General features: G+C 71.3%; 18 protein-coding genes. 5 read left to right on the plus strand and 13 right to left on the minus strand.

The window, feature by feature from the left end; all coding sequences use genetic code 11:
• Positions 1-135: 135 nt before the first annotated feature.
• The 6 genes from TsocGM_RS07950 to TsocGM_RS07975 form a co-directional block, all read right to left on the minus strand.
• Positions 136-1,293, minus strand: a complete 1,158-nt coding sequence (locus tag TsocGM_RS07950; protein ID WP_126724772.1) for a sialidase family protein — start codon at positions 1,291-1,293, stop codon at positions 136-138.
• A gap of 30 nt (positions 1,294-1,323) precedes the next feature.
• Complete coding sequence (locus tag TsocGM_RS07955) at positions 1,324-2,745, minus strand: alkaline phosphatase D family protein (protein ID WP_126724773.1); 1,422 nt, start codon at positions 2,743-2,745, stop codon at positions 1,324-1,326.
• A 378-nt stretch (positions 2,746-3,123) separates the two neighbouring features.
• The gene (locus tag TsocGM_RS07960) at positions 3,124-3,543 is read right to left on the minus strand and encodes a VanZ family protein (protein ID WP_126724774.1); all 420 of its coding nucleotides are present in this window, start codon (positions 3,541-3,543) and stop codon (positions 3,124-3,126) included.
• Between the two features lie 231 nt (positions 3,544-3,774).
• Positions 3,775-4,572 (minus strand): mitotic spindle assembly checkpoint protein MAD1, encoded by a 798-nt coding sequence (locus TsocGM_RS07965; RefSeq protein WP_126724775.1) that lies wholly within the window; start codon positions 4,570-4,572, stop codon positions 3,775-3,777.
• A gap of 199 nt (positions 4,573-4,771) precedes the next feature.
• A complete protein-coding gene (locus TsocGM_RS07970) occupies positions 4,772-6,070 on the minus strand; it encodes a hypothetical protein (protein ID WP_126724776.1) in 1,299 nt (432 codons plus the stop codon).
• A gap of 269 nt (positions 6,071-6,339) precedes the next feature.
• Positions 6,340-7,698 (minus strand): Gfo/Idh/MocA family protein, encoded by a 1,359-nt coding sequence (locus TsocGM_RS07975; RefSeq protein WP_126724777.1) that lies wholly within the window; start codon positions 7,696-7,698, stop codon positions 6,340-6,342.
• A gap of 255 nt (positions 7,699-7,953) precedes the next feature.
• Here TsocGM_RS07975 and TsocGM_RS07980 point away from each other — a divergent pair, with 255 nt between their 5' ends.
• The 4 genes from TsocGM_RS07980 to TsocGM_RS07995 are packed head-to-tail and all read left to right on the plus strand — an operon-like array spanning position 7,954 to position 11,161.
• Entirely contained in the window at positions 7,954-8,661 is a 708-nt protein-coding gene (locus tag TsocGM_RS07980) for a hypothetical protein (RefSeq protein ID WP_126724778.1), read from the plus strand.
• Positions 8,658-9,851 (plus strand): N-acetylglucosamine-6-phosphate deacetylase, encoded by a 1,194-nt coding sequence (locus TsocGM_RS07985; RefSeq protein WP_126724779.1) that lies wholly within the window; start codon positions 8,658-8,660, stop codon positions 9,849-9,851. Before TsocGM_RS07980 ends, TsocGM_RS07985 begins: the two co-directional genes overlap by 4 nt.
• A gap of 6 nt (positions 9,852-9,857) precedes the next feature.
• Entirely contained in the window at positions 9,858-10,577 is a 720-nt protein-coding gene (locus TsocGM_RS07990) for a metalloprotease (RefSeq protein ID WP_126724780.1), read from the plus strand.
• A 38-nt stretch (positions 10,578-10,615) separates the two neighbouring features.
• The gene (locus TsocGM_RS07995) at positions 10,616-11,161 is read left to right on the plus strand and encodes a YkgJ family cysteine cluster protein (protein WP_126724781.1); all 546 of its coding nucleotides are present in this window, start codon (positions 10,616-10,618) and stop codon (positions 11,159-11,161) included.
• A gap of 210 nt (positions 11,162-11,371) precedes the next feature.
• On the opposite strand, the gene TsocGM_RS08000 is transcribed toward TsocGM_RS07995, so the two are convergent.
• The 6 genes from TsocGM_RS08000 to TsocGM_RS08025 all read right to left on the minus strand — a co-directional run bounded on the left by TsocGM_RS08000 (position 11,372) and on the right by TsocGM_RS08025 (position 19,431).
• Entirely contained in the window at positions 11,372-11,797 is a 426-nt protein-coding gene (locus tag TsocGM_RS08000) for an FKBP-type peptidyl-prolyl cis-trans isomerase (protein ID WP_126724782.1), read from the minus strand.
• Between the two features lie 308 nt (positions 11,798-12,105).
• On the minus strand, positions 12,106-13,464 hold the full coding sequence (locus TsocGM_RS08005) for a sulfatase family protein (RefSeq protein ID WP_126724783.1): 1,359 nt from the start codon (positions 13,462-13,464) through the stop codon (positions 12,106-12,108).
• A 261-nt stretch (positions 13,465-13,725) separates the two neighbouring features.
• Positions 13,726-15,360 carry a CTP synthase gene (locus TsocGM_RS08010; protein ID WP_126724784.1) on the minus strand — a complete coding sequence of 545 codons (1,635 nt, stop codon included), beginning with the start codon at positions 15,358-15,360 and terminating at the stop codon, positions 13,726-13,728.
• 266 nt (positions 15,361-15,626) lie between these two features.
• Positions 15,627-16,898 carry a GNAT family N-acetyltransferase gene (locus tag TsocGM_RS08015; RefSeq protein ID WP_126724785.1) on the minus strand — a complete coding sequence of 424 codons (1,272 nt, stop codon included), beginning with the start codon at positions 16,896-16,898 and terminating at the stop codon, positions 15,627-15,629.
• A gap of 182 nt (positions 16,899-17,080) precedes the next feature.
• Positions 17,081-18,712: a hypothetical protein gene (locus tag TsocGM_RS08020; RefSeq protein WP_126724786.1), complete on the minus strand. Its 1,632-nt coding sequence runs from the start codon at positions 18,710-18,712 to the stop codon at positions 17,081-17,083.
• Positions 18,709-19,431 (minus strand): glycosyltransferase family 2 protein, encoded by a 723-nt coding sequence (locus TsocGM_RS08025; RefSeq protein WP_126724787.1) that lies wholly within the window; start codon positions 19,429-19,431, stop codon positions 18,709-18,711. Before TsocGM_RS08025 ends, TsocGM_RS08020 begins: the two co-directional genes overlap by 4 nt.
• A gap of 348 nt (positions 19,432-19,779) precedes the next feature.
• On the opposite strand from TsocGM_RS08025, the gene TsocGM_RS08030 reads away from it, so the two are divergent.
• Positions 19,780-20,049 (plus strand): hypothetical protein, encoded by a 270-nt coding sequence (locus TsocGM_RS08030; RefSeq protein ID WP_126724788.1) that lies wholly within the window; start codon positions 19,780-19,782, stop codon positions 20,047-20,049.
• A gap of 101 nt (positions 20,050-20,150) precedes the next feature.
• Here TsocGM_RS08030 and ygfZ read toward each other — a convergent pair whose 3' ends face one another.
• Positions 20,151-21,149, minus strand: coding sequence for a CAF17-like 4Fe-4S cluster assembly/insertion protein YgfZ (ygfZ, locus tag TsocGM_RS08035; RefSeq protein WP_126724789.1), 999 nt, complete (start codon positions 21,147-21,149; stop codon positions 20,151-20,153).
• Positions 21,150-21,276 lie beyond the last annotated feature (127 nt).

Consider the following 21,276-nt stretch of genomic DNA (forward strand, 5'->3'; position numbering starts at 1 on the left):
CCTGCATGGAATCCGGCCAACATTTGTCCACTGTCTATCCCAAGGACCGGCCAGCGTCCTCAGCCGAAGGGGGGGCCCCTGACAGCCGATCGCCGGTGCTCCGTCGCGCCGACGTCGCCCCGCTCCGACAACCGTTCACCGACCGCCCGGGTCGTTCGAGCCCCTGTCGAGCCGGGCCGAGAAGATCCCGGTGCCGCCGGGGCCGGACTCCCAGGAGACGACGACCGGACCGAGGGCGCCAACCGGGGAGGCAACGGTCGGGTCGTTGGCCGACCGGGAGAGCTCGATCGGCTCCTCGTCGCCGGGTCGTAGGGCCAGCAGGCGCCCGGGCCGTCGGTCCAGCCAGACGATCGAAGGTCCTCCGGCCCCCCAGGCGGCCCAGCCCTGCACTCCGGGGCCGAGGAGGCGCTCGGAACGGCCGGGCTCGGCGGCGTAGAAGCGGCCGTCTCGCATCCAGGCGGTGAGCACGAGGCCATCGGGGCCGGGGGCGATCGCTCCGCCGTCCATCGGGCACGTCTCCAGGGGCCAGGTCCCCTGGCCGAGCTTCTCCGCCGGCCCGAAGGTCTCGCCGCCGTCGGCCGATCGGGACAGGTACATATCCCGGCTGCCGTCAATGGCGTCCCGCCACATCACGTACAGCGTCCCGTCGGGCCCAAAGGCGGCCGAGGGGTGGCAGCAGGGGCAGATCGGCCCGATCGGAGAGCGGTGGACCAGGACGTTCTCGCTCCAGGTCGCGCCGCCGTCGGTCGAGGAGGCGCCCCGGACCTCGGCCCGGTCGTCTCGCAGGTCGATCCAGGCGCAGAAGAACCGGCCGTCGGGTCCGGCGGCCAGGGCGTGCAAGCCTTCCCGGGCGGAGCCCTCCACGTCGTTGACCCGGACCGGATCGGACCAGCGCTCGCCACCGTCGGCCGACCGCCACGCCCAGACGTCTCCGTCCCGGCCCTTGCCGACCCTCCCGCCGATGGCGGCGATCACCACCGAGCCGGCCGTGCTGGCAATCCGGGGGCCTCGCCTCATCCCCAGCGCCATCACGCCGGGGGAGCCGACCCTCACCGGCTCGGAGAAGGTCCGGCCGCCGTCGTCCGAGCAGACGCATCGGATCTCATCCCCGACGCCGAAGGCGAGGAACACCCGGCCGTCGGGGGAGACGGCCACCTGGGGCTGCCGAGCCTCCCGATCGGCCACGGCCCGGACGACCTGGGGACGGTCGGCGGGGCCGGCGCCGAGGGCGAGGACCAGGAAGAGAGGGGCCAGCATCGCGGCTCGGGCCAGGGTCCGTCGGGGGAAGGGCATCGGAGGTCGCTCCGGGAGGGCAGGGGGGGCTTACTCGGGGGATCGGGCGACGGATTCGTACACGATCGCGCCATCCACGTCTCGGTGCTGGAAGGCGATCGTCGGCGAACCTCCGGGGCGGTCGACGACGACAAGCAGGAACCCTCCGGCGAGGCGGTGGAAGCGGTGGTACTCCGGGTCGAGGCCGGGGGAGCCTCCGGCGTGCTCGTCGCTGGCGGCGCCGACCGAGAACTCCTGGACGCCGGTTTCCGGGTCGACGGAATGGTACTGCCAGTGGCGGTCGCCGCAGAGAATGAAGGCGTTCTCCGGCAGGTGCTCGGCCAGCCAGCGTCGGATCTCCCGGCCTTCGTGAGCGAAGCCGGTGTTGGCGTGGTTGTCCCGCTTGTTCTCTCGGTCGGGGCCGACGATGGGAGTGGGGCTGATCAGCAGCTTCCACGTCGCGTCGCTCTCCTGCATCGTCCGCCGCAGCCACGCCTTCTGCTCGGCCCCCCAGATGGTCTTGCCGGGGCCGTCGGGCAGGGTGTTCGGCGATCGGTCGTCTCGGCCCTCGACGAGCCAGATCTGCAGATCCTTCCCCCATCGGAACGTGCGGTACGAAGGGCCGTCTCCCATCGGGACCTGCTCCCGGAAGAGTCGCAGGCCGTCGGCGAAGGTCATCGGCCGCATGAAGGGGGGATCGAGGCCGGGCCAGCAGTCGTCGCTGAGCAGGTCGTGGTCATCCTTTGTGAAATAGACGGGCAGGTGTCGGAGCAGCTCGATGTGCCGGGGAAAACCGTACATCCGCTGCCAATGATAGCGGGCCAGCGGGATGGTCCGGGCGCGGGGATCCTCGTTGTCGTAGTAGACGATGTCGCCGGCCGTGACGAGGAAGTCGGGCGAGAGGCGGCCGATGGCCTCGTAGATCTCGAAACCGTCGGGGTGGTCGACATCCTTGTACATCTGACAGGTGTTCATGGCGAAGACGACCCGGGCCGGCTCGTCGGGAGGAGGGGCGGTGCGGAACCGGCCGAGCAGGGGAGTATGCTCGGGAGCTCCGTCCGGGCCCGCGGTCTCGGCGGCGAAGTGGTACTCGGTGGCGGGCCGCAATCCGCCGAGGGCGAACTGATGGATGAAGTCGGTCGAGGCATCGACCTCGACCCAATCGGTGGCAAGCGCCCCCTCCAGCCCGGGATCCGTCCCGTACCGGACCCGGACGCGCCCCGGCGCTCCGGGGCAGGCATGCCGGAGGCCGGGCACCTCGGCGTCTTCCGGGACCGGCTCGACCGGCTGTCCGACGCGATCGGGCCCCTCGGCGTTGCGGGAGGAGTGCTTGGTGAGCCTCATCCAGATGATGGCGGACGTCGCAGAGACTTCGCCGATCTTCACGCCGGTCGCCTGCCGAGTCCCGGGATCCTGGGGTACGGCGACGGCGGAGAACAACAGCGATCCAGCGAGAATCGGGGCCGCGATCATGGTCGTCCTCCCAGGAGGGTCGCAAGGAGAGCCGGAGGGATCACCCCCGGCCGACACGCGGGGCACGCCCTCCCCAGGTCAGGCCGGGGCGGACGCAGCGCGAGGAGCCGGCCTGGAGGGTCGGTCGGGTCGAACAGGGCGCCGAACTCGGGCTCCTCGGCGGAGGGCCCTCGGAACGGGCGAACTCCCGAACCGGCGGGCCGAGGCCAGACAATCCGCCGGAGGGCCCGTCCTCGGCCTCGGTGGCTACCCTATCGGATCGACCGGGCGCCATCCAGCCTCCGCCCTCCCTGGCTCTCCCCGGTCAGGGACCGTTGGAAACGGATTAGAGAAAGACAAAAAACAAAGAACAGAAAAAAAACAAATGAGCAGACTCGATCATTCGTCCCGCGACGCCAGCCCTCCGGCCGCCTCGGCCGACCGAGGAACCGGGGCGAGGCCCCTGGGGAACAGCACCAGCGAGACGGCGAGGGCGGCGAGGTCGGTCAGCAGGTCGGGCAGGTCGGCCGAGCGGTCCAGGGCGGGGATCGTCTGGATCAACTCGGTCAACACGGCGAGGGCCACGCCGCCCAGCAGCGTCGCGAGCCCCGGGGCCCCGGCCAATCGCCAGAGGACGCCGAAGCCGGCGAACAGGACGAAGTGGATCACCTTGTCGGGCGGAAGACCCAGCAAGAGGCGATCGAGCAGGGAAGGCCCGTCTCCCTCGCCGCCGCTGAGGAACCAGGACGCCGGGATGACGCAGATCAGCACGATCAACACGGTCCAGAGGATCGCCGGGACGGATCGGAGGGTCATCATCAAGGGCCCATGATGGCGGAGGCCTCGACCTCGTCGCGCACTGCGATCGGTCCGGGCCGCGTGCCCGACAGCATAGCCGAACCCGGCCTCATCGGGCGAGGCGCCCGCTCTGGGAGGCCCGGGGCCGACACGACTCGACGCGAGACGCCCCCTCTCGGCTCGGGGCCGGGAGGGGGCGTCGCGGTCGGGCATGCCGCCCGGCTCGGATGGATCGGCCGGGCTCACGCCCGGTCAGCGGACGAGCTCGGCCTTCAGGTCCTCCAGGGCGACGGCGTCGCGCTGGGGAACCGGCACGCCGGCCTCGGCGCAGCGGCGGGCAAGCTCGGGGAGAAAGGCGAGGCGGGCCTCACGGTCGCGGAGCCGGGCGGCGCGGAGGTTGTCCTGGGCCTCCAGCAGCGCGTCGCCGTCGAGCGAGTCGGCCGACTCGTTGTAGGCCCGGCGGGCCGCCTCGTACTCGAGCGAGGCGGCGACCATGCGGGCGTAGCCGAGGTAGCCGTTCTCCCGGTCTCCCCGGCCGACGGCCGAGGCCGCCGACTCGGCGACCGAGCGAACGGCGCCCGAGACGGCCGGATCCCGGGCCACCAGCAGGCCGACGGCCAGCGCGGCCACGGTGACCGCCTTGTTCCGCCAGGCCTTGCCCAGAAGAGTTGCAACGGAGTTCATCTGTGGTGCTCCTTCCATGACGATGGTAGCCGGATGCGGCGAATCCGCCCGGAGCCGGTCGAGGTGGGCCCGTAGGCCCTCGTGCTCGTCGGCCAGGCGGTTGAGCTCGGCCTGAAGCTCGCGCACCCTGGAGTTGGCGCGGTCGCGGTCCTTGCGGATCGACTCGCGGTCGCGGTGGACCAGGCGGAACCGGCCCTCGACCTCGTCGACCCGCCGGCGCAGGCGGTCAGTCTCCCCCTGGAGCCGGTCGGCCGCAGACGGGTCGACCTCCGGCCCGGGGACGATGGCGACGTCCGCGAGGGCGCCGATCGCGTCCCACCCCTGGGGCACGAGGCGCTCGCGTCGCCGCCTGGCGTTGCGGCTCATGGCACCTCCTCTCGCGGTGTGCCCCCTTCCGACCCGCTCTCCCGCCCGGCGGTTCGCACGATTCCCGACGATTTCGCAGGCCGTCCCGCCCGGCTCTGCCCGTCTCCGGAACGGCAAGAGGGCGGCGGAATCGCCCCGACACAAGCGACCCGCCACCCTCTCTTGCGCCCGACCCGACTCTTGCCTGCCGCCTCCTCCCTTACGACTCCGCCCCCGGCGCGTTGACGAACTGCGACTCCCTCGGGGCCGAGTAGACGACCTCCATCTCCGGAGTCTCAACCACCTCCCCTCCCCGGGCGAGCGAGGCGACCCCGGCCATCGTCATGCCGCTGGTCAGCAGCGTCCGCTCGACGGGGTAGGGGGCTCGGCCGTCGAGGACCATACGCTCGATGTGGTGGACCAGCGGGTTGAAGAAGTCCGCCGTCGACGCCGCCCGGCCGGGCATGGGCAGGTACATCTGGCAGGAGACGACCTCTCCTCCCTCCAACAGACCGGCATACGTGAAATCCTGGATCACCGGCATCATGAACAGCGTGGTGCGGAAGCCGTCGCGATGCTCGATGAAGTAAGCGAACGGGTTCTGGAAGTTGCGGCGGGCCCATTCGATCGAGGGCGGATCCGTCGGGTAGCCGTTCTCGACCGGCAGGGTGTGGCTGCGGCAGAGGGCCGAGAGGAAGAGGCGAGTCGTCTCCTCTCTCCCCGCCAGCATGTCCCAGATCGCGTCGCCGCGCAGCGCCTGCACTCGGGAGATGCCGACTTCCCCCCCCTTGCGCCGCTCGGACATGCACTGGGCCGTCTCCAGGCCGTGGAAGTCGTAGCTGTCGGCGCCGCCGTAGCCGACGCAGACGCTCTCCACCAGCGGCACGTCGTTCGGCATGTCGATCGCCGGCAGTCGCCACGTCACCGGCAGAGACGACCCGGCGAGGAACGGGAAGCCTAGCCGACGGGAGTCGGCCACCATCTCGACGCAGCGGTCCCACTGCGTCGACAGGTGCTTATCGTTGAAGACCGGCACGCTCCGGCCGCTCCCCTCGAAGACCTCCACCACCTGCTTGAAGAACTCGTAGCGCGGGTAGAGCGTCTGACCGATCTCCGTCTTCGGGTAGTCCCCGTGCTCGCCGATGATGACCACGCCGTCGACCGCCAGTTCCCCGGTGCCGAGCGTCAGCGCCTCGGCGATCGTCGGGTGAATCGGCACGCCGTGCCGTTCCGACTGGCCTCGAGCCAGGTCCCCCTCGGGGAACTGGTCGATGTAGAGCGACACCAGCTCCACCTCGGGCGTGTACCAGCCGCCATGCCAGGCATAGCCCACCAGGAACCGATCAATGAAGTGCTGCGCATGAGAATGGGTGCGCGACTCCGTGCCAATCAGCGCGATCTTCTTTCGCTCCCTCCGCCTGGCGGGGGCCGCCCCCAGCGCGGCCCCCGCGGCGGCGGCGGCGGCCGTCGAGGCGAGGAAGGTCCTTCGGGTCGGGCGAGCGGGGGTGGGTCCGGTCATGAGAGGATCCTCTCGGGTTCGGGGCAGGGAGGGGGTGTTGGTTGCGTCGGGAAGGCTGACGGCGGGCAGCGGGTGCGGGGAGGCTGGAAGCGAGTGCGGGGGCGGGTGCGGGACGTCGGGAGGACAACGCGGGGGGTGGAATGAGGGCGGTCGGCCCGTCAATGAACCGAGGATCCCAGAGGAACGGTCCCTCCAGGACCCTTCGGTCCGGACGGTTCGCCATCGGCCCTCATCTCATCCACCGTCGGGGCCCCACCGAGTCTCTTGGGTCAGCCCAGCGACCACCCGTCGCGGTACTCGCGGCGGAGGAACGCATCGGCCTCGGGGGCGTTGGGGCAGCGCATCGCCTCGGCGTCCCACTCGATCTTGCGGCCGACCCGGTAGGCGACGTTGCCCAGGTGGTTGGCCTCGGTGAGCCAGCCGGCGTACGCGAAGTTCGAGCCGGTCGGCGAACCGGTCTTGCAGGCGTCGATCCACTCGGCGTGGTGGCTGCTCGGGCGGGAGAGGAACGGCTCGGGGGCGGGGTAATCGCGGAACGTGTCCTCCGGGAGCAGGACGTGCTTGCCGTAGTCCGACAGCAGCATCCCCTCATCCCCCACGAACAGGACCCCGTTGCCCCACTGCGGGATCTCGCCCCGCTTCCAGATCTCCGGCTTGTCGGCCCCCTGATACCACGAGAGCCGGACGGCGGGCAGGTCGCCCCTCGGGCCGTACTCGTAGACGGCGGTCATCGACGCCGGCGCGATCTCCGGGTGCGGCGGCGGGCCGAAGGCCTCGATCGTCAGCGGGGCCTTCAGGTCGAGCGCCCAGAAGGGCAGGTCGTTCCAGTGGCTGCCCAGGTCGCTCATGGTGCCGTTGCCGAAGTCCCACCAGCGGTACCACTTCGGCCCCGGCCAGTAGACCTCGTGGAACGGCCGCTCCGGCGCCGGGCCGATCCAGAGATCCCAGTCCAGCCCCGGAGGGATGGGGGAGGAGTCCGTCGGTCGCTCCTGGACCGAGACGATGTCGCGGTTTTGCTCCGCCTCTTCGGGACTTTGCCATCCCCAGGCCCGCGAGACCCAGACGTGCGCCTCGCGCACCGGGCCGATCGCGCCGGACCTGATCAGCTCGACCACGCGGCGGTAATTCTCGCTGGCGTGGATCTGCGTGCCCATCTGAGTCGCCACCTTCGCCTTCGCGGCGGCCTCTCGGAGGATGCGGGCCTCGTTCACGTCCCGGCTGAGCGGCTTCTCCAGGTAGACGTGCTTGCCCAGCAGCAGGGCCGGCAGGGCCGCGGCGGCGTGGGTGTGCTCGGGAGTGGAGACGACGACAGCGTCGAAGGCGTTCGCGTCGTCGTAGACCCGGCGGAAGTCGGCGTATCGCTTCGCCCGGGGGTGGGCCTGCGCCGCCCGGGCGACGGCCGGCTCGTACACGTCGCACAGCGCCACGATGTTCTCACCCGAGACCTGCTCGAGGTTGTGCCCGCCCCGGCCCCCGGTGGCGATCACCGCGATGTTCAGCTTGTCGTTGAGGTTCCTCCCCCGCACGATCGCCGGCGCCGCGATCGCGCCAACCGCCGATCCGGCCACGGTCCTCACGAATTGACGGCGAGAAGGCCGACCTGCCCGAGGGTTGTTGGTGACGCTCATGGGGGACGCTCCTGTTCCGATGGTCAGGCCGCCCGGGACCGTCCTTCACCGATCGCGGCCGGGCGTTGCTCAACAAGGCTCCAACCAACGCGCCCCGAGCCTAACGGCTCCTCCCCCGCCGCGCAAGGGGCGACCGCCGGCCCACTCCCCGGCGCGGCGCGATCGTTCCCGCCCTGGCACCGAGGTGTTAGGATAGGGATCGCTTCTCGCTCGCGACAATCGCCCCGCTCCCCCAACGCCAGCAGAGGGCTTGCGATGCCGCTGCCGACGCCCCTCCGACGCTTCCTCCTCGCCCTGCTCGCGACCGTCCTGCCGACCGTCGCCGTCGCCCAAGCCCCGCACCAGCCAAGGGTCGCGCCGGGGCCGGTCGAGCCGGACTGGGTGGCGATCCTGGAGGGGCTCTACCACCTCGACATGGTCGACGACCTGCTCAACCCCGTCGAGTCGACCCCCGACGCCACCCCCGGCCTCTTCCGCAAGGCCGGCGACGGCCCGGTGACCTACCGGCCCCTCATCGCCCTGGGCCTGGAAACGGTCAACCGAGGCGGCTTCTACGTCCCCGGCGACGAGCCCGGAGGCGCCGAGACGGTGGAACTCTGGTCGTACCGCTTCAAGAACACCGGCGCCGACCTGGAACGCGGCGAGAACCTGCCGCCTCCCCTCTTGCCCGAGTCCCGGGTCGAGTTCGATCCCGGCGATCGCCCCTTCGGCCTCTGGGTCGCCAACGACGGCCTGGACGACGGCGGCGTCTTCACCCAGCCGGCCGAGGTCCGAGCCGTCAACCAGCGGCTGGCTCCCCAGCCCTACAAGGCGATGATCTACCCGTACCGCGACCCCGAGTCGGGCGAACTGGTAACGAACAGCTACCTGATCGGCTGGGAGTACTCGACCAATGACGACTTCCAGGACGTCGTCTGCCGCGTCGCCAACGTCGAACTGATCCCGGCGGGGGACGACCGATGAGCGCCGTCCCCCCGGGCGCGATCGAAGGCCGCCGCTGGTCCGACGGGGCCTGGATCCGAGTGACGATCGAAGGCCCGACGATCGCCGCCGTCGAGCCGGCCGACGGGCCGGACCGCGTCGATCCCGCCGATGACTGGATCGGTCCGGCCTTCTGGGACATCCAGACCAACGGCCGGCTCGGCGTCTCGTTCTCCGACCCGACGCTGACGCCCGAGCAGGTCCGCCAGATCGTGCTGGCCCAGGACGCCATCGGCACCGCCCGATGCTGCCCGACCCTGATCACCGCCCCGGCCGACGCCATGAGGAGCGGCGTCTCCGCCATCGCCTCCTGCTGCGAGGCCGACCCGGAGGTGGCCCACCGCGTCGTCGGCATCCACCTGGAAGGCCCCTTCCTCTCCCCCGATGACGGCTACCGAGGCGCCCACCCGATCGAGGCGATCCGAGATCCCGACTGGGACCTCTTTCAATCGCTCCAGGACGCCTCCGGCGGCCGGGTCGTCCTGCTCACTCTGGCGCCGGAGCGGCCGGGGGCGATCGACCTGATCAAGAAGGTCGTCGGCTCGGGCGTCGTGGTCGCCATCGGCCACTCGGCGGCCGACCCGGAGACGATCCGGGCCGCTGTCGACGCCGGCGCCCGGCTGAGCACGCACCTGGGCAACGGCATCGTCGCGACCCTGCCCAGGCACCCGAACCCCATCTGGACCCAGGCCGCCGACGACCGCCTGGCCGCCTCGCTGATCGCCGACGGCCACCACCTCAGCGACGACGTGCTCCGGGTGCTCGTGCGGGCCAAGACACCCGCTCGGGTGATCCTCGTCAGCGACGCCAGCCCGCTGGCCGGCCTGCCGCCGGGGACCTACGGCCGGTGGGCGGTCGAGGAAAGCGGGCGAGTGGTCGTGGCCGGGACCCCCTACCTAGCCGGGGCGAACAGGCCGCTGTCGCTCGGCGTCGATCGGCTGATCCGAATCGTCGGCCTGCCCCCGATCGAGGCGATCTCCTGCGCCTCGGCCCGGCCCGCCCTCCTGCTGGGCCGCCCCGAGCCGGCGATCGCCCCGGGAGAGCCGGCCGACCTGATCCGATTTCGACTGCCGGGCGACCGGTTCGAGCTGGTCGAGACGCTCGTCCTCGGCCAGCCGACGCCCGCGGGCCCCGAGACCGCCTCCCCGCCCCCGGCCCAGGCTTCAAGGTGAGGCCCCATGCTCGGCATTCCCGCTCCGACCCAGCTCGACCTGAATTTCCGACTGTTCGGCATTCCCATCCGGATCAGCCCGTTCTTCTGGCTGCTGGCGGCGATCATTGGCCTCCGCTACGGCAGCGGCCTGGATCGCCCCGAGGACTCCGCGGTGGTGGCCTCCTGCGTGCTCGTCTCGGTGCTGGTGCACGAGCTGGGCCACGGGCTGACGGCCCGATGCTGCGGCGACCGCCCCTGGATCGTGCTCCACGGCTTCGGCGGCGCCTGCGTCTCGAACCGAGAGGCCCAGCCCTTCGGCCGTCGCCTGATGATCATCCTCATGGGCCCGGTGGCCGGGCTCCTGCTGGCGATCGCGACCGTCTCGACCTGGGCCGCGTTGGTCGCCTACGAGATCCGGCTCCCCCCCCAGGCCGAGCTGGCGATGAATGCGCTGCTGGTCCTCAACCTGATCTACAGCGCCTTCAACCTCATCCCCGTCTGGCCCCTCGACGGCGGCCAGCTCCTGCTGACGATGCTCGACCGCCTGAGCCCCCGCCACGGCGCCCGACGGGCGCACATCCTCTCGTTCCTCGCCTCCGGTTCGGCCGCCGCCCTGGCCCTCGCCTGGGGAGGGGCCGGGAACTGGCTGCTCGTGTCCCTCTGGCTGGGCTACTTCGCGTTCATCAACTTCGTCTTGCTGTCGCACTACCACCGCATCGCGATGGCCGAGCGCGAGGGCTGGTGAGCCGCCGGCCGCCCCCGACCCGGAGCGAAGCCCCTCCCATGGATCCCCAGCCCTTCGGGCCGGCCGAGTCGGTGGCCGCGCTGCACCTGGACGTCGACCGCGCCACCCGGCCGCTCGACCTGGCCCACCTCAGCCGGCTGAAGTGCGGCCCCGGCTGCTCCTCCTGCTGCGTCGACGACCTGACCGTCTTTCCGGTCGAGGCCGACCTGATCCGCCGCCACCACGGAGGGTTGCTGGCGACCGGAACCCCGCATCCCGAGGGGGCCTGCGCGTTCCTCGACGCGGAAGGGACCTGCCGGATTTACGAGCATCGCCCGTACGTCTGCCGGACGCAGGGCTACCCGCTGCGCTGGGTGGACGAGACGGAGGATGGCTCCCCCGTCGAGCTGCGCGACATCTGCCCGCTCAACGACGAGCCCGGCCCTCCGATCGAGCTGCTGCCTCCGGAGCTCTGCTGGACCCTCGGCCCGGCCGAGGCCCGCCTGGCCGCCTTGCAGGCCCTGGCCTCCGCCGCCGGCGCCCCCCCGGCCCGAGTCCGGCTGCGTGACCTCTTCGACCAGAGCCCCGACCCCAAGACAGGATGAGCCCGGTCGTCCCCCTCCCGGGGTGGGCGGATGGGTGCGGTCTCCCGAACCATTGGCCTATGTCCGGGGGCTCGGCAATCGCATCGCGGCCGGCGGGGAGACGGCGACACGGAGGATCGGCGAACAGACCGGCTGAGCGGGGCCGAGCCGCAGGGCCGGCGTCGGCCTCATCGTCTCCCGAGACCGGGAAGGGGAACCGGGACGTTCGGGTCAGCGGATCTCGACCAGGGCGATGTCGAAGGTCAGGTCCTTGCCGGCGAGCGGGTGGTTGGCGTCGAGCTTCACCGAGCTGTCGTTGACCTCCGACACGGTGACGACCGCCGTCTGGCTGCCGTTGGTCATCTGGAGCTTCTGACCGACCTGGGGATCGAGGTCGTCGGGGAACTGGGACCGGGGCACGTCGAAGACGAGTTCGGCGCGGTGGGAGCCGTAGGCGCGATCGGAGGGAATGGTGACGGTCGTCTCCTGGCCGGGCTCCATCCCAGAGACCGCTTCTTCAAAGCCGGGGATCACCTGGTTCTCCCCCAGGGTGAACTCCAGCGGCGAGCGTCCCTCGGAGGAGTCGAAGACGGTGCCGTCGGCCAGCCGGCCGGTGTAGTGGATGCGAACCGTGTCGCCAGATTGGGCCTGGGCCATGGGAACCTCCGTCGGGAATCGGGTCGAGGGGCGCTCCACGCCGCGGCAGAGCCGAAATTCCATCATTAACCGATCATGGGCCGGGTTGGAAACCCCGATCCCTCGATTCGAGCTCGCGACGACGGTGGGGGAAGGCCGATGATCCCCAGCGGACGCCCAATGGCGGGGAATCGACCGCCACGAACAATTCATCAATCACAGTCAGATCCCCCGAAAGACCCCGACCGTCCCGAGCGGCCGGCCAGGGCCCTCCGCGACCGGCCATCACCGATCAGCCATCGGCCATCGGCCATCAACGGTCTCCCTCCTCAGGCCGACGGATCCCACCACCGGTCGATCATCGTCCGCATCTCCTCGACGCGATCCGGATGCTCCCCGGCCAGGTTTCGTGTCTCCCCCGGATCGGCGGCGAGGTCGTAGAGCTCGGGGGCCTCCAGGTCGCTCAGGGGGGTGGGCAGGATGAGCTTCCAGTCGCCGTCGATCCCCCAGCGCTCGCGGAGGTTGGCGGCGGGGTCGTCCAGGTCGATGGCGGTGTGCTCATAGCAGGCGCCGAAGATCGCCGAGCGGCCGGCGACGGCGTCGGCATCCAGCAGGTCGACGCCGGGCATCTCGGCCGTCGGCTCCAGGCCGACGGCCGAGAGGATCGTCGGGGCCAGGTCGATCGACATGGCCAGCTCGTCGGCCTCGCGCGGGGCGACCCGGCCGGGCCATCGGACGAGGATCGGCGTGCGCAGGCCGGTGTCGTAGGGAGAGCGTTTCGATCGGACGAATCCGGGACCGTCGGGGTCCTGGGTCCAGCCGTTGTCGGCCACATACAGGACGATCGTGTCCTCGGCCAGTCCCTCGCGGTCGAGCAGGTCGAGCAACTGGCCGCAGGTCTCGTCGAACCACTCGATCATCGCCCAGTAGCGGGCCACCGGCAGCGGGGCGAGGTCGCGGTAATGGTCGAGCAGCCGGTCGGGGGGAGTGTGCGGCGAGTGCGGCATCATCGGCGCGTACCAGACGAAGAACGGGCGGCCCTGCGACCGAGCGTCGCTGATGAACTCCTCGATGGGTTCCATCGTCGACCGTCCAATGGCCAGCCCCTCGTCGCCGTGCCGTTGGCCCCGGGTCATCCCTTCCGAGAATCCTCCCCTCGAGAAGTCGCCCTGCCACCACTTGCCGGTCTGCAGGCTGACGTAGCCGCGATCGGCCAGCAGTCGGGGGAGCGTCGGCACGGCCTCCAGATGGCGGTTCATCGCCTCCCGGCCCCGGGCGAAGAGGTCCGAGCTGTAGAACGCTCGGTTGGGCATCCCGGCCGGCTGCGGGGGGTCGTTACTGGTGATCTTGTGCTGATGCGGAAACAGTCCGGTGATGATCGATGCCAGGCTCGGGCAGCAGAGGCTCGACGGCACATACCCCCGGCGGAAGGTCAGGCTCTCCGACGCCAGCCGGTCGAGGTTCGGCGTGCGGACGGTCGGGTGTCCCATGAAGCCGTAATCGGCCCAGCCGTGGTCGTCGGAGATGATCAGCACGACGTTCGGCGGGCTCGGTTCACCCGTGCCCCCGCCTCCGCCCCCGTCTTCGTCCGGCGCCGCCGCCCTCGCGTCGGCCGGCCCCGCGACAGGTGCGGCAAGCAAGAGGAGAAGGACGGCGGCGAACGCGGACACGAGCCTCGATGGGTCCATGACGGTGCTCCTCTCGGATCGGATCCGACCCGGCGGTCGGTTCGGGGCGAGATGCCTCCACCATAGCCGCCCGGAGTTCCCCTCCCAAGGGGGCCTCGGCCTCTCGCCCCCGCCCCCCCTCGGGCCAGCCGAGCCTTGAGCGAGGAGATCGGCCCGCCGCCCGGCCTCGGCTCGACCGACACCGACACGGACACCGCCGCAGCCAAGGACACCGACCGGAGGCCCGCCACGCTCCCCAGGGGGATCGCTCGGGGCTCTCTCTCAGGCCTTCGCCTCGACCTCGGCCCGGCCGACCTCTCGCCGGGCCAGCGCGGCGGCGACGAAGTCCCGGAACAGCGGGTGGGCCTTGGTGGGCTTGGAGCGGAACTCGGGGTGGAACTGCACGGCGAGGAACCACGGGTGGTCGGGCACCTCGACGATCTCCACGAGCGAGCCGTCCGGGCTGGTGCCGGTGGGGATCAGGCCCGAGTCTTCCATGTGCATGCGGTAGCCGTTGTTGAACTCGTAGCGGTGGCGGTGCCGCTCCAGGACCTCGTCGGCGCCGTAGGCGCGATGGGCGAGGCTCCCGGGCCGCAGGACGCAGGTCTGCAGGCCCAGCCGCATCGTGCCGCCGCGCTCTCGAACGACGCGCTGGCCCTCCATCAGAGTGATGACCGGGTGCGGGGTCATCTTGTCGAACTCGGTGCTGTTGGCCCCCTCCAGGCCCAGGGCGTTGCGCGCGAACTCGATGGTGGCGCACTGCATCCCCAGGCAGATGCCGAAGAACGGGATCCCCCGGGTGCGGGCGTATCGGATCGCCTCGAGCTTGCCGTCGACCCCCCTCATGCCGAACCCGCCGGGCACGAGGATCCCGTCGACCCCCGCCAGCAGGGCCGACGGGTCCCCCTGGGCCAGCTCCTCCGCCTCGATCCGGCGGATGACCACCCGGGCCCGGTGCGCGATGCCGGCGTGGTCGAGCGACTCGTACACCGACTTGTACGAGTCCCGGTGCGTGATGTACTTGCCGACGACCGCGATCGTCACCTCGGCGTCCGGATGCTTGATCCGCTCGACCAGCTCCCGCCAGTCGTCGATCTCCAGCGGGCCGGCCTTCAGCCCCAGCTTCTTGACGATCAGCTCGTCCAGCCCATTGGAAACCAGGCTCAGCGGCACCTCGTAGATGCTGAACTCGCGGTCGCGCTCCTCGATCACCGCCCTCGGCTCGACATTGCAGAAGAGGGCGATCTTCTGCTTCATCCCCTCGCTCATGGCGTGCTCGGTTCGGCAAATGAGCACGTCCGGCTGAATGCCGATCTGCCGAAGCGCCGTCACCGAATGCTGCGTCGGCTTGGTCTTCAACTCGCCGGCCGCCTTCAGGTAGGGGACCAGCGTCAGGTGGATGAACAGGCAGTTCTCCTTGCCCACGTCCAGCGGGAACTGGCGGATCGCCTCCAGGAAGGGCAGGCCCTCGATGTCCCCCACCGTGCCGCCGATCTCGGTGATGACCACGTCCACGTCGTCGTCCGCCAGGCGGAGGACGGCGGCCTTGATCTCGTCCGTGATGTGCGGGATCACCTGGACGGTGTTCCCCTCGTAGTGCTTCCCCTCGCGTTCCTTCTGGATCACGGAGAGGTAGATTTTGCCGGTCGTGTAGTTGCAGTCCCTCGTCAGCGGCGCGTCGGTGAACCGCTCATAGTGGCCGAGGTCCAGGTCGCACTCGGTGCCGTCGTCCAGCACGTAGACCTCGCCGTGCTGGTACGGGCTCATCGTCCCGGGGTCGACGTTGATGTACGGGTCGAACTTCTGGAGCCGAACCCGCAGCCCGCGGTGCTCCAGCAGCATGCCGATCGACGCGCAGGTGAGCCCCTTGCCCAGCGAGCTGACCACGCCCCCAGTGACGAAGATGTGCTTGGCCATTCCCGGTCCGTCCCCCCGCCCGGCCCCCACCAGCTCCCCCGCCGGCGGTCCTCGGCGATCCCAAAATTACGATTATAGCATCCCGGACCCTCCCGACGAGCGGAGCCGGCGCGGCACCGCGCCGGAATCGGGCCGGGAGGGGATCAAGGGCGAGGGGAGAGGGGACCGCAGGACGGGGGAGGGAGGACCGCCGGGGAGGTCCGACCGGCGACGCGAGATGCCCTCCCGCACCGCGTTCCCCGGAACCGGGGGGCCTCCGGCCCGGCTCATGCCGACGCGGCGTCCAGCGGGCTTCGCCAGATCGGTCGGCGGGGGAAGAGGATCCGGGCGGAGTCCAGCGCGGTGGCGGTCGAGGCGACGGCGCCGTCCTCGACGAGCACGACGTCGGGGTCGTCGTGGCCCAGGACCAGGCGCACGAAGGTGCCGGGCGAGAGGGCCAGGTGGCGCCGGCCGAGGCGGTCGAGGTCGATCCGGGAGCGGGACCTGGCGGCCTCGACGTGCAGCAGGAAGCGGCGGTCCTCGACCGTCAGGCCCAGTTCCACTGGCCCGGAGCCGGCCTCGGAGACCCGCCGGGAGAGTTCGGGAAGCACGGCGCGGAGCAGCCGCTCCGGGTCGGGGGCGCGGTACATCGAGGCGGCCCCCTCCAGTTCGTCGGCGTCGATGATCGTCCCCTTGATGCGCCGGAAGGTTTCCATCACCGGGTGGTCGAGCGGGGCGTGGACGACGACCTCGGGGTAAGCCCGCTCCAGCGCCTCAGACCTCACCCGGCCGAGCAGGGCGGGCAGAGCGTCGGGGCGGTCGGGGTTGGTGGCGATCTCCAGGATCTTGTGGTCCTTGACGAAGGCGTAGCCGTGGACCGACTCTCCCAGGCAGGCGACCCAGATGACGTGGGCGTACTTCCGGCCGATGATCCAGCGCCAGTATTCCTCGGAGCGGACGATCGAGCCGGTCGTGTCGCCGTAGTTGCGGTCATACAGCCCCATCAGGTCTCCCAGCTCGACCTGTCGCCAGGGGCGGACGTGCCAGGGGCCGGGCTGGCCCTCGGCCGCGGCGTCGCCGCCGATGGGCAGGGTGCGGCTGGGGGCCTTGGCCAGGGTCTGTTTGCCGCAGAGGCCCCAGCCGAGCGGCCGGTAGAAGCGGGGCATGGCCGTGGTCAGGGCCATCAGCGCCGCTCCGGAGCGCCGGGCGCGGTCGTCGGCCAGGCGGAGCAGCTGCTGGGCGTAGCCCTGGCCCCGGTACTCGGGCAGGGTGCCGACCCACGTCACGCCGTTGAGCCCCAGCCGCGCCGAGCCGTAGCGGACGACCCGGTCGGTCAGGTGGGCGTGGCTGGCGACCTTGCCGTCGACCCGGGCCAGCAGGCGCTGCTCGGGCCTGTAGCTCGGGTCGCTCAGCGAGCCGAGGAATTCTTCCCGATCCGGGCCGTGGAAGACGTGCAGCAGGGTCTGGTAGATGGCCTCGTGGTCGGCCTCGCTGCCCTGGACGAATTCGACCGGGCCGCGACGGACGGGAGACCGGGCGCTGGACGGGGTCTCGTTCATGGGAGAAGGGTACCAGGGGGCCGCCGCGGCGCGGCGGGCGGGCGGGCCGATCGGTTCGGGCCCGAGGCCCGGCTCCGGATCGTTCGGCGCACCTCGGGTCGGCCGGGCCTGTTATTGTAGGGGCCCGGCCGACGCGCCGCCTCGGTCGAGCGTCCGATTTTTCCAGAGGCTGCCGGCCGCCCTCACCCCGGGAGGTCGGCGACCGCGCCGAGCAGGGCGTTCCGGAGCCGGCCGACGGGGTAAAGCACCGCCGCGTACTCTCGGCTCCTGGCCAGCGCGTTGCGTGCCAGACCCTCCCGCAGCCGCCCGGCTAGCCTCCGCAATTCCTCCCGCTCGGCCGAGACAAACGGGACCAGCGCGTCGTTCGCCGCCCGGATCGCGAAGTACTGGGCGACCCGGTCCCGCCGGCGATCGACCGGCCCGGCCAGGGCCCTCCGCTTCGCCTCCAGCGCCTCCCGGGCGGCCTCGGGGGGAGGCTCGGGCAGGTGGCGATCGGGGTTGAACGTCAGGTCCCGGAGCCTCGCCTCGACCTCCCGCAGCCGATCCGCTGTCGCCGGGTCGTCGGGCAGGCCGGGCCAGAGGGTCAGCGAGAGCGTCAGGTATCCCGGCGGCTCGACCCCGAAGAACCCTCGGAAGATGGCGTCCCCTAGCTCGTCGTACTTCGCGCCGCCGATGCCGTGGATGAACAGGTCGCCGAGCAACGCCCGGGCGAACATCGTGGTTGTCAGCGCCCGGGTCCGCAGGCGGACCCCCTCGGCCGGCAGCTCCCGGAGCCGCTCGACGGCGCAGCAGGCTTCCCGGTCGGGGCCCAGCGGCAGCTCGGCCAGGATGTCGGGCTCGCCAGCGATCCGGAGCTCCATCCGCCTCGGGTCGACCTGCCTGACCAGCAGAGGACGGCGGCGGGGGGCCTCCCGCCGCCAGCCCCAGAACGGGGCCTCCAGCCAGTCTCCCTCGGCCGAGAGGGCGGGGACCGGATGGTTCTTGCTCCGGATGCCGTAGGTTGCCCGGTATCGGACCAGCGCCTCGTTGTGGATCGCCCGGAACCGGGGCAGGTGCGCCAACAGGTGCGAGGCGAACCAGAGGAACGCCTCCGACTCGCAGACGATCCCCAGCGGGAGCTCGGCGTTGCGGGCCCCCCACTCGGCCTCCCTCGCCCTGCGCATCGCGGCCAGCCGGAGGCCGAGGCGGTCGGTGGCCTCCGCCGCCGCGACCGCCCGGGGCCAGTCGATCGCCAGCAGCGGGTCGGGGAGCAGGCCTCCCATCAGCTCCAGGGCACGGTCGGCGAACGAGGAGAAGGTCGCCTCGTCCCGGACGCCGAGATCCTCGAACGGCAGCTCTCCCGCCCACTCGTCGAACGGGACGTACCGCGTCCTCAGCCGGTCGCCGTCGAGGAACGGCACCCGAACGGCGACCGCCTTGGGGACGTCGTTGTCGACGATCAGGTTCAGCCCCAGGCCGCCGGCTCTCCCCGCGATCGCCGCCGCGGCGAAGTTCTTGACCCAGACCCCCGGATGCGACAGCTCCGGCTGGTGCCCGGTGACGATCAGCGGCGCGTCGGGGTCGATCGACGGGTCCGGCAACCCGTCCAGGTCATCCAGGCCGAAGCGGCGAAGGAACCGCCGGGAGCGGTCGAGCACCTCGGCCCGAGCCATCCCCCGCAGCCGGCCGGCTCGGCGGCCCTGGAAGTCGTGGTCCCAGCCGAGCAGGAGGCGGCGGTTGGACTCCAGCACCGCCGGCGCGTCGAGCAGGGGGGGCTCGGCGAGCAGGGCGCCGTCCGACTTCGGCGCCCGGAGCCGACGGGGGGGCATCGTCATCCCGAACACCCCCCGGCCACCTCGAGTCTCGAGCGCCGGAGGGCCTCCCGGAAGACCGATCGGTAGTGGTTCAGCCGGTAGGTCGCGTCGTCCAGGGCGCCGCCGAAGGCCCGTTTCTCGTCCAGGTAGATCAGCGGCACCGGCACCTCGACCACCGTCATCCCATGCTCGGCTGCCTGCACCCAAACTTGCAGGGGCATGGCGTAGCCCAGGTCGGTGATGTCGAACTTCGCCAGGGCCTCGGCCCGGTATGCCTTGAAGCCGCAGAAGGCGTCCGTCAGGCCGAACCCGAGGCATTCATTCAGCCATCGCGTGACCTCGACGTTGATCTTCCGACGCTGCTCGGGGGGGGCCTGGCTCGGGTCGAACACCTTCAGATAGCGGCTCCCGGAAACGATATCGGCCCGGTCCAGCGGAGCGGCGACCTCGGGGATCATGGCCGGTTCATGCTGGCCGTCGCAGTCGAGCGTCACCAGGCCGTCGTAGCCGCCGTCGAGCGTGGCCTGGAAGGCGCTGCGGAGGCCAGCGCCGTAGCCGAGGTTCCGATCGTGTCGGATCACCCGGGCCGCCGGGAACTTCGCCAGCAGCTCGGGCGTCCGATCGGTCGAGCCGTCGTCGACGACCAGCACGTCCCCCGGCGCGTGGCGGAGGATCTCGGCCAGCACGGGCTCGAGGTTCTCCTCCTCGTTGTAGACCGGGATGGCGGTCAGCAGTCGCATGGCGGGAGGCTCGGTGGTGGGTCGTCGGGGGGGGTCGCTCGGGGCCGAATTCACGCAACCCACATGCGTCCGCATTCTAGGCCAGGGCGTCCCGAAGTCAACGCGGCGGCCCGGCGGCTCGCCTTGACCTCACGCAGCGCCCGTGCCATAGTCCGGCCTCCCGGCGCCGACCCCACGGAAGGGGACCGGCCCGGACCTGATCCGACCCCGGCCCCGATCGTCGCCCTCCCCCTCCGAATCCGCTCAACCGCCGGGGCCTCCCCAGCCGAATCCTTCCCGAGACGGCTTGTCGCGCCCGCGGCGAAGTCCAAGTCCCGGTTGCCCATCGGTCGTCACGGAGGAGAGCCGATGACCTTCGACGAGTGCCATGAGTCGCTCGTTCAGATCCGACGACGCCAGGGGACCCGCTTCCCCAAGATCCGAGTCGACTGCGGCGGCGAGGTCTTCCGGGGCCGCCTGTCCCGGACCGACAGCGATCCCGAGCACCGCGCCGCTCCGATCGCCCCCCGCGGCGCCCTCGTGCTCGAGGATCTCAAACACGGCCGCGCCCGATCGACCGTCGTTCCCCTCGACCGCATCGGCCCCGACGGCCTCCGGCCGCTCGACGACGCCGAGTGACCCCCTCTTGCCCGATCGAGCGGGGCCGCCCGCTGGCCTCGCTCGAATCGGCCCCCACCGGATCGGCTCGTCCGGTCCCGAGAAGGCGGCGGGGCGGCGGCTCATCGCATCGGCAGGCCCGCCACGGTCGCCGGACGGTCGGGCTCCCCCTCGACCCGGATGGCGACCGAACGCCCCGGCTCAACGTGCGAGGTCCGCACGATCGCCAGGGCGATCGGCCTCCCCGTCCGCTCCGAGACGGCGGCCGAGCCGATCCAGCCGACCTGCTTCTCGCCGTCAACCAGCGTCGCCCCCGACGGCGGAGGAGCATCGGCCTCGATCCGGAGCCCCCGGATCAGTCGGTTGACGTGCCCCAGCGCATCCAGACGCGCGACCGTCTCCTGCCCGAGGTAGCACCCCTTCCGGAAGCTGATCGCCCGATCGTCCCTCGCCAGTTCCTGCGGCAGGTTCTTCTCCGTCACGTCCCGGCCCGAGGCCGGCGTCCCCGCCTCGATCCGGAACGCCTCCCACGCCCCGGCCGAGAGCGCCACCAGCCCGAGCGGCTCACCCTCCCCCGACAGCGCCTCGCGAACGGCCTGGGCATCCTCCTTCCGGCCGATCAGCGAGTACCCCTCCGCCCCCAGCGGGTCCTCTCGGACGACGAGCACCGCCCGGCCAGCCACCTCGGCCGGACCATGGGCGAGATCCTCCCCCGGCCGAGTCGCCACGCCCACCGCCCCCAGCAGCTCCCCCGCCCTCGGCCCGGCCAGGTGGAACTCGAATGTTTCGGCCGTCTCGTCCTCCAGCTCGACCTCCTCCAGCACCCCGTACTTCCTCAGGTGCGGGACGACCGCCCCTAGCGACTCCTCCTCGGTGCGCAGCAGGATCGCATCCTCCCGAATCACCAGCGTCACCAGGCCCAGCGTCCTCCCCTGCGGGCTGGTGACGAACGCCTCACACCCCGATCCGGGGGCCCTCGCCTTCACGTCGTTGGTCGTCAGGTTGTGCAGGAACTTCGCCCGGTCCGGCCCCACCACCCGGATCCGGGCCCGACCGGGCCGGTCGGCGAGGACGGCTCCCAAGTCGATCGCGGTCGCGGAGGCGGTGGGGTAGGAGGACATCGGAGGGGCCTCGGGAATTGGGGGGAGGGCAGAAGGCTGAATGCGGATGGCAGAGGGCAGAGGGCAGAAGGCTGAATGCGGATGGCAGAGGGCAGAGGGCAGAAGGCTGAATGCGGATGGCAGAGGG

It is taken from the genome of Tautonia sociabilis (assembly GCF_003977685.1).
Taxonomy (GTDB): Bacteria; Planctomycetota; Planctomycetia; order Isosphaerales; family Isosphaeraceae; genus Tautonia; species Tautonia sociabilis.